The sequence below is a fragment of the Pseudomonas sp. P4_D7 genome (assembly GCF_056401755.1).
The window spans coordinates 1-6,456 of the sequence record NZ_JBFUIR010000092.1 but is presented as its reverse complement, the minus strand read 5'-3'; the positions used below and the strand labels follow the sequence as shown (position 1 = coordinate 6,456).

Genomic DNA, 6,456 nt, shown 5'->3' with positions numbered 1-6,456 from the left:
CCTCAATCGAAGTGGCCCGACTCCATTGACCCCTGGGGGCGACCCCTCTCTTGCGGCCAACCTGGGCACGCCGAACGAAGAACCTTCACTCGCTCCGTACGGTCCGCGGTGCCGCCCCTAAACTTCAGGGCAACACAGCCGATAAACTTGCCGACTAGTAAGACCGCCGAGAAGCGGAGCGCCGAGCACCGAGCGCCACGCCCGAGTCGACTTAATGGAGTGCGCAAATGCGATGGCTTGCACCCCGCGAACTTAAGAAGACACCACGGAATATTTGGAGTTAGTCGATATATGAAGCGGGTATTCAAGGTTGATGCCAGAGTCCTCTTAAGCCTCGGACGCGAGAGCATCAAGGACCACACCACGGCGCTCATTGAGCTGATCAAGAACTCCTACGATGCTGATGCTAGCAACGTAGACATTGAATTCGGCCATGACAGGAAGGACACGAAGGACACATCGGTCACCTTTATCCGAATCTCGGATGACGGATACGGAATGACAAGTAAGGATGTCGACGAAAAGTGGCTTCGCATCGGCTTCTCTGAGAAGCGCAGGTCGCCCGTCAGCGCCAAGGGACGAAGGGAAACCGGCGAAAAAGGTGTCGGTCGCCTATCTGCTGATCGGCTTGGGGCAGTCTTGGAGCTTCGGTCAAAAGCCACCAGATCCCAAGCCGTGGCAATCCACGTTGATTGGAACCAGTTCGACGTCGAGAACACCGAACTGAGCGCAGTGGCTGTCACCGACATCCCAAACGCACTGCCAAAGCCGCCACATGATACAAGCAACGGCACTACCGGCACTGAGATTACGATCAAGCAGCTTAGGCAAGAATGGACTCCCGACGACTTTCGTCGACTAGAAGACGAGCTTAGTAGCCTTGTCTCGCCCAAGGTACATCCAGATGGGTTCAAAATCTGGCTGAAAAACTCTGAGAGCACCACGTTTCAACAGATTACCTCTCTCGCAGTCCATAGCGCCGCCCTGCATCTTACCGGGCGCTTCGACAAAAATGGCCGCCTGAGCTTCCAGATTAGCGCCCCCCCGAAGCGGGCAGGCGGGCCTCGGCACACGATTCGCACAGGAAAAGTGAATTGGGACCAGATCCGCGGCGCTGAGGCGTTGAATACTTACGACGCCGGCCCCTTCGACATTGACCTAGGCTTCTTTCCAAGGTCAGCGGCAAGTCTTTCCGGCGGCTTCAGCTTAGGAGCGCTCAAAAGCTTCCTTGACCAGAACGCCGGCATCCGCATCTACCGTGATGGGATCCGCGTCAAGCCGTATGGTGACCCCGAGCACCCTGAAGGCGATTGGCTCAGCCTCGCCGCACGTAAGAACAAGAATCCGGCGGGTCGGGCCCGGGCATCCTTCCGTATGGCCGCAAATCAGGTTGTGGGCTCTGTTTATATTGGCCGGGACACCAATACAAATCTCCCAGACAGTGCCGCCCGTGAAGGCCTCATCCAGAGTCACGCATACTCTGTCTTGAAGGCCGCGACATACGGATGCATTGCTTTGCTGGAGGCCGAGTACCACGAAACGGCTGAAGAGAAGCCAACGTCTTCCAGTGCAGAGGTCGAAGAGCTGCCGCGAGTTGTCACCGAAATCAAATCAACACTGAAGTCAGTGTCGAGGGAGCTCAATGACAGTAGCCCAAAGTCGGACCGCGTCATTAAGGAATCGGTATCGCGCCTTCGCGCGGTGACTGAGCAAGTTGAGCGTGCCGAGAAACAGATCGAAGAGCTCGCCAATCAGAGCATCACGTATCGCGGCCTGGCAACGGTAGGGATTTCTTCCGCCGTCTTTGGCCACGAAACCGAGACGGCACTCGCCCAAGCACGCCTATCGACAACCCTGTTGTCTCGGCTACTGTCCGCGAAAAGTATTGACGTTGACGCCTGCATTGAAGAGGCCGTCGCGGCAGAGGAAGCCATTGCAAGAGTCGAATTGTGGGGCCAGTTCGCACTCACTCGCATCAAGAAGGACAAGCGCCGTAAGACAAAGGTCAACATCTCTGATCTAGTTTCCTCCCTGCTCGCCGAACTGAAGCCGATCTTCGAGTCGAAACAAATCCATTTGTCCACGCATATAAAGCGAAACATCGAGCTCCGATCATTCGCGATGGACATTGAATCGATCGCCCTCAACCTTTTAACCAATGCCTACCATGCAGTCGGCTTAAGAACGAAGAATCGTGAGATTAAGGTGGCGCTTTCGCACATCGACGGAAATAGCTTGATTAAACTGTCCGTCTCGGACTCTGGATCCGGAATCGCGAAAGAGCACCTACGAGAGATTTGGAGTCCTTTGTTCTCGACAAAGACCGACGGTCGAGGTGCACCAATCGGAACCGGGCTCGGCTTGTCAATTGTCCAGTCAGTAGCGCGTGAGTTAAACGCCAAGTTAACCGTCGACGGCACTGGCGAACTCGGTGGCGCTCATTTCGAAGTACTCATTCCTAGCAGCTGACGCACAATGCCCAACATTGCAATTATTGACGACCGTCCGAAGATGCGTCAGACGATCCTTCGCTACATCGCGCTCGAGCTGAAGGAACTCGACCAGCATTGGGGCGTTATCGATAGCGCGCCGCTGCCCTTGATAGATGACTACCGGGAGTGGATCGTCGCAAACGACGTGGGTGTCCTGATTCTCGACGAGAACCTCAACGAGAACTTCGACGATGGCGAGGCTGTGGATTACGCCGGACACAACGTCGCGGAACGCTTGCGCGTCCAGATCCCCGACTTGCCGCAGTTCATCGTTACATCGATCCCCCAACCTGAGGATCTCGATGAAGCAGGCGCGGCGGCCCTGGATGCGATCATAAAGCGTGACGACTTCGCTAAGCGATCTAAGGTATACGTCGAACGAATGCTTCGCGCTGGATCTACGTTTACTGACCGGCACGAAGGCGAACTTGCTGAGCTAAGCGAGCTCTCGACACGAATGGTGGAGGGAAGCGCCCAACCACACGATTACATGCGACTCGCAGCGCTGAGAGAGAAGTTTTCACTAGACCGGGATCAGAGTGCCAATACGCTAAAAGATCTCGCCGAAGAGATTGTATTCGTACGAGATGAAATCCAAGGAATTCTCGAAGGGCTCGCTAAAGAGCCTAAGAAGAACTGACTGAGCAGCGAAAATGAAATGGATTCTCATCAACAAGTCAAAGACCGCTCAACCGACGGCGGGAAACTATTCAAAGTGGAAACCTATTCTTCGTAAAGAGGGAATGCATCAGTGCGTTTATTGCGCCATCCACGAAGGATCGTTCGGAGGAGAGCGCAACTTTCACGTTGAGCATCACAAGCCGAAGAAGCAGTTCCCAAAGCTGGTAGATGATATTCATAACTTGTTCTACTGCTGTGCGATTTGCAACTCATTCAAGGGGAGCGATTGGCCGGAAGACCCGACGCTGCAATACCCTTATCCGGCTGGCATCGACTACTCAACATTTTTAGGTGTCGACGTGAACTCGAGCGTTGTTAGCAACGAGCGTCACGGCAGGTACATTATCGAACGCCTGTACTTGAATCGCCCGCAGTTGATTCTCATGCGACAATTCTCCGCCGCACTGGAGGAGATCAGGGGCGAGCTGCCCACTCTGCGTCGACTCATCACACAAGACACGCTGAGCGGACCGACCCTGTCGAAGCTTAGCCTCACCCTGGTCCGGGCGGTCGAGCTCTTGTCGAAAGTCCCCGCCGTCGTACCGTACAATTCCGATGATGTATCTCGACAAAAGCATGCGCGAAACTGATTTGTGGACCGATGTCGGAGTGCATCCGACCCCGGCGGACCTGGCTGACTCCTTTGCCGAGTTCGTCGCATCCCATGTATCAGTCCCACGAGGCACCCGGCGAGCTGTTCGTTTGCTCGACGCATTCGCCGGCGATGGGCGCCTTGGCCACGCGGTGGCTAACGCACTGACAAAAAAAGGGATATTGGTAGAACTTCATTGCGCTGAGGTCGCACGATCTGCTGTAGCGCGCATTCCAAAGAACGGAAGCGGTTACAAGGTACGGACTCTCCAGGGAGATGTCTTCTCCACCCTCGAGGAAACGTTCGACCTGGTCGTCAGCAACCCGCCATATCTTTCGATGAATCGAGCAACAACAGAGGCCTTCGGCTTCGATTGGGAAATTGCCAAGGGATTTGGGGCGAACCTTTATTGCCTCGCAATTCGTAAGTGCCTCGAGCTGACAACCCCTGAGGGACATGCGTTTGTGCTCGCTCCCTATGGCTGGATAAACAATAGGCGATGCCATGGGCTAAGAGCATATGTGGCGAAGTGGGCCAGCAGCATCGACGTTCTCGCCTTTGACGACCGAAATCTTTTCCCTAACGTCAGCCAAGATATCGGTTTTCAGGCTTTCCTTCGGCGCGACAAGCCCGCGCTCAGAAAGAAAATTCCTCACATCATGTTTTCACACGGTGATGAAGAGTCGAGGCAGGCAAAACTTCATACCAGAAAGCGAAGCAGCCAAGGGGCGCGCGCCAGGGTGGGGCCACTCGTCTGGAATCGGTGCCGAGATATGCTTCGCTCAGACCCCGCCGCCGGCTTTCCTATAGTCAACGGCGGCAACATTCGCCACGACGGGACGCTCGACTTTGATTTGCCGAGGTACCGCGACCGCCAGTACGCGGCGAACAGCTGTGTCCCGGCTAGCTTCGTCTCCACGGGCCCTATGCTTCTCTTGAAGAGAACCATGCGCGGAGCGCCTGGCGCATGGTCAATAGATGCCGCTCTCATATTAGACGATAGTTTCAAGTGCATCGCAGAAAATCACGTCATTGTGGTAACGCTGGACACGATGAGCAAACAATCGGCCAGTGCATACACCACACGACTAATTAGTCGGATCCTCTGGTCGCATAGGCTTCATGGTCACCCGAACATATCCGCTCAGATCGTTTCACAAGCAATGGATTGGATGCGTCGAATGAAAAGGCCCGTTTAGAAGACCCAGGGAACTCCGCGACCAGTGACGCGCAACGTAGGCACGCGGTGCAACCCGATTGTGCAGTATCGCCCGAGCGCTAAGATTGAACATCCACCGAGCGGTGAGTTGAGACGTGGCGCATCCATGCATCAGAGCAATGAAGAACCCGACCGACGTGCCGGCACCACAAAGCGCACGCTGGGTCACTTGACGTACGAGGCAGCGCGCATCTATGTCGCGACGTTACGAGCGCCTACCGCTTGCGCACGTCGAAAATGAGCCACTTTCTGAATGATTGAAAGAAATGTTAGAAGCTCCTTTACGCAAGGTTCTTGAGAGAACAAAGGACATTTGCGATCTTCATTCACATCGAAGCCCACCTTGCACGCCGCGCGTCCGTTCTCAATGATCAAGATCCGTGTGTCATTCACGGCTTCGATCCCCGGCTCRTCAAAGCGCCCCCAATAAGTTCTAGGTTCGTCTTGATCTTCTATTAAATCGCGAGAGAGGCACGAAATTCGATCGCAATCCGCTGAACAGACATCACGGATCTCTTGGAGAGTCTGGGCGAGTATCGGTCCAAGAAGAAAGCTGAGAACGTCGTACGGAAAAGGTTTCGAGACGTCCCCTCGATGAATCGCAAGGAGCAACAGTTCGGCCGTGGACTCTACAGACGCGCCTTCCAGCACCAAGAGCAACGCGTACGCGAATGTGCGGAGGACGATACGCTGATCTGCGCCGGCCGAGATCAATCGCTGGTAGAGATACGCGACGTTCTGGAGGCCACACGCGAGTAGCCGAACGCGCTGATCGTGATCTAATGCGGCGCCCCAAGGGTGCGCACCAATTCTGCGGTGGACAAATTCATTCGCAATCAGTGCAAAAACACCGGCCTCTATGAACTCGAGCTCCTCACGAACATCCCAGAGCGCATCGAGAGTCGATCGCGGAACGAACTCAAGCTTATTCCAGAACCTGCTCTCGAGCGCCTTATATCGACCAGGAATGCTCAGGGCTTCTGAGTGGAGACGGAGGACTACGTCTGGGTGCCGAGAAAGGTAGCGCTCCAGATGAGCTCGATCCCACAGCTGAACGGCGGGCATAGGATGCGCCCGCTGCCACTGCTTCACCCAATCTCGCGTAGGATTTGAGAACTGCGTGTTCGTCACAATGATGAGCCGGTCTACATCTTTGTACGCGAGCGCATTGTTTACGGCCGCTTTTACTTCATTAGGCTCGACCGTTCCGCAACGACCCTTACACTCAATCCACCATCGTTGCTGGTGGAGCTCACCGGCGTCATCCGGCTGAAAAAACTGAGCCTCTAAATCGCGACCGCCGTCGGCTGCACCGCCCCCCATACCACCCGTCCGCCATTCCAAATCTTTGGCTCCCATTGCATCCAGCAGCCAATAAACGCACTCTTCGAGGTCGCGCCCCTTAAGTTCTTCAAATGGAATGGCCGCGGGCAACACCCATTCATTTCCTTGCGTTGGCTTTGGCATTGAGC

General features: G+C 55.1%; 5 protein-coding genes. 4 read left to right on the top strand and 1 reads right to left on the bottom strand.

The window, feature by feature from the left end; all coding sequences use genetic code 11:
* Positions 1-291: 291 nt before the first annotated feature.
* From AC1DVF_RS28145 to AC1DVF_RS28130, 4 genes are read left to right on the top strand one after another with little or no spacing between them, the layout of a single operon-like run.
* On the top strand, positions 292-2,469 hold the full coding sequence (locus tag AC1DVF_RS28145) for an ATP-binding protein (protein ID WP_477297174.1): 2,178 nt from the start codon (positions 292-294) through the stop codon (positions 2,467-2,469).
* Between the two features lie 6 nt (positions 2,470-2,475).
* On the top strand, positions 2,476-3,132 hold the full coding sequence (locus AC1DVF_RS28140; RefSeq protein ID WP_477783518.1) for a hypothetical protein: 657 nt from the start codon (positions 2,476-2,478) through the stop codon (positions 3,130-3,132).
* Positions 3,133-3,145: 13 nt separating this feature from the next.
* The gene (locus tag AC1DVF_RS28135) at positions 3,146-3,763 is read left to right on the top strand and encodes a hypothetical protein (protein WP_477298340.1); all 618 of its coding nucleotides are present in this window, start codon (positions 3,146-3,148) and stop codon (positions 3,761-3,763) included.
* Positions 3,750-4,964: an Eco57I restriction-modification methylase domain-containing protein gene (locus AC1DVF_RS28130; protein WP_477783517.1), complete on the top strand. Its 1,215-nt coding sequence runs from the start codon at positions 3,750-3,752 to the stop codon at positions 4,962-4,964. Before AC1DVF_RS28135 ends, AC1DVF_RS28130 begins: the two co-directional genes overlap by 14 nt.
* 212 nt (positions 4,965-5,176) lie before the next feature.
* Here the strand turns inward: AC1DVF_RS28130 and AC1DVF_RS28125 are convergent.
* Positions 5,177-6,456 (bottom strand): restriction endonuclease (locus AC1DVF_RS28125; RefSeq protein WP_477783516.1); only part of this gene is annotated, 1,280 nt, incomplete at its 5' end.

What these genes read in the sequence shown, in the direction of transcription:
- AC1DVF_RS28145 (WP_477297174.1), top strand. Translation starts at nt 292, where the DNA reads ATGAAGCGGGTATTCAAGGTTGATGCCAGAGTCCTCTTAAGCCTCGGA.
- AC1DVF_RS28140 (WP_477783518.1), top strand. Translation starts at nt 2,476, where the DNA reads ATGCCCAACATTGCAATTATTGACGACCGTCCGAAGATGCGTCAGACG.
- AC1DVF_RS28135 (WP_477298340.1), top strand. Translation starts at nt 3,146, where the DNA reads ATGAAATGGATTCTCATCAACAAGTCAAAGACCGCTCAACCGACGGCG.
- AC1DVF_RS28130 (WP_477783517.1), top strand. Translation starts at nt 3,750, where the DNA reads ATGCGCGAAACTGATTTGTGGACCGATGTCGGAGTGCATCCGACCCCG.